This is a genomic window from Limosilactobacillus sp. C0001E2, assembly GCF_056590915.1.
In genome coordinates this window covers 1-1,465 of the sequence record NZ_JBWPXC010000021.1, presented here as the reverse complement: position 1 = coordinate 1,465, position 1,465 = coordinate 1, and the positions used below count along the sequence as shown (strand labels likewise).

At 49.5% G+C, this 1,465-nt stretch carries 1 rRNA gene; it reads right to left on the bottom strand.

The features are described from left to right. Positions 1–1,334, bottom strand: a 23S ribosomal RNA gene (locus tag AC1EKL_RS08715); the annotation flags it as partial. Between the last annotated feature and the right edge of the window lie 131 nt (positions 1,335–1,465).

The following is a 1,465-nucleotide window of genomic DNA, read 5'->3' as shown; positions in this document are numbered from 1 at the left end:
AGGATTCTCACCTGTCTTTCGCTACTCATACCGGCATTCTCACTTCTAAGCGCTCCACCAGTCCTCACGGTCTGACTTCGCCGCCCTTAGAACGCTCTCCTATCACGTGCACTGACGTGCACATCCACAGTTTCGGTAATATGCTTAGCCCCGGTACATTTTCGGCGCAGGATCACTCGACTAGTGAGCTATTACGCACTCTTTAAATGGTGGCTGCTTCTGAGCCAACATCCTAGTTGTCTATGCAACTCCACATCCTTTTCCACTTAGCATATATTTAGGGACCTTAACTGGTGATCTGGGCTGTTCCCCTTTCGACGGTGGATCTTATCACTCATCGTCTGACTCCCGGACATAAATCAATGGCATTCGGAGTTTATCTGAAATTAGTAACCCATGACGGGCCCCTCGTTCAAACAGTGCTCTACCTCCACGATTCTTCATTCCGAGGCTCCCCCTAAAGAGATTTCGGAGAGAACCAGCTATCTCCAAGTTCGTTTGGAATTTCACCGCTACCCACAGTTCATCCCAGCCATTTTCAACTGACACGGGTTCGGACCTCCAGTGCGTTTTACCGCACCTTCATCCTGACCATGGGTAGGTCACCTGGTTTCGGGTACATAACTGCGTACTTCGTACGCCCATTTCAGACTCGCTTTCGCTACGGCTCCGGTTTTCCCACCTTAACCTTGCACGCAATCATGACTCGCCGGTTCATTCTGCAAGAGGCACGCCGTCACCCATTAACGGGCTCCGACAGCTTGTAGGCACATGGTTTCAGGAACTATTTCACTCCCCTCCCGGGGTGCTTTTCACCTTTCCCTCACGGTACTGGTTCACTATCGGTCACTAGGGAGTATTTAGCCTTGCGAGATGGTCCTCGCGGTTTCCGACGGGGTTTCACGTGTCCCGCCGTACTCAGGGTCCTGAACGGAGAACGTGACGTTTCAACTACTGGACTTTCACCATCTCTGGTGCAGCTTCCCAACTGCTTCGTCTACGTCGCGTTTTGGTAACTCCAATGTTCAGTCCTACAACCCCAACGAGCAAGCTCGTTGGTTTGGGCTCTTTCCGTTTCGCTCGCCGCTACTCGGGAAATCGATGTTTCTTTCTCTTCCTGCAGCTACTTAGATGTTTCAGTTCACTGCGTCTACCGCTTGCCAGCTATGAATTCACTGGTCAAGCAAGCACCGACTAAGGTGCTTGGGTTTCCCCATTCGGAAATCTCCGGATCAAAGCGTACTTACCGCTCCCCGAAGCATATCGGTGTTAGTCCCGTCCTTCATCGGCTCCTAGTACCAAGGCATTCACCATGCGCCCTTCATAACTTAACCTACATGATCTTCGATCATTTCGATTAATTGAGTTAGCGATTATTTCGTTAAACAACTCAAATAACGCGGTGTTCTCGGTTTTCTTGATTAATTAGAACATAGAATATTATTTAGTTTTCAAAGTACAAACT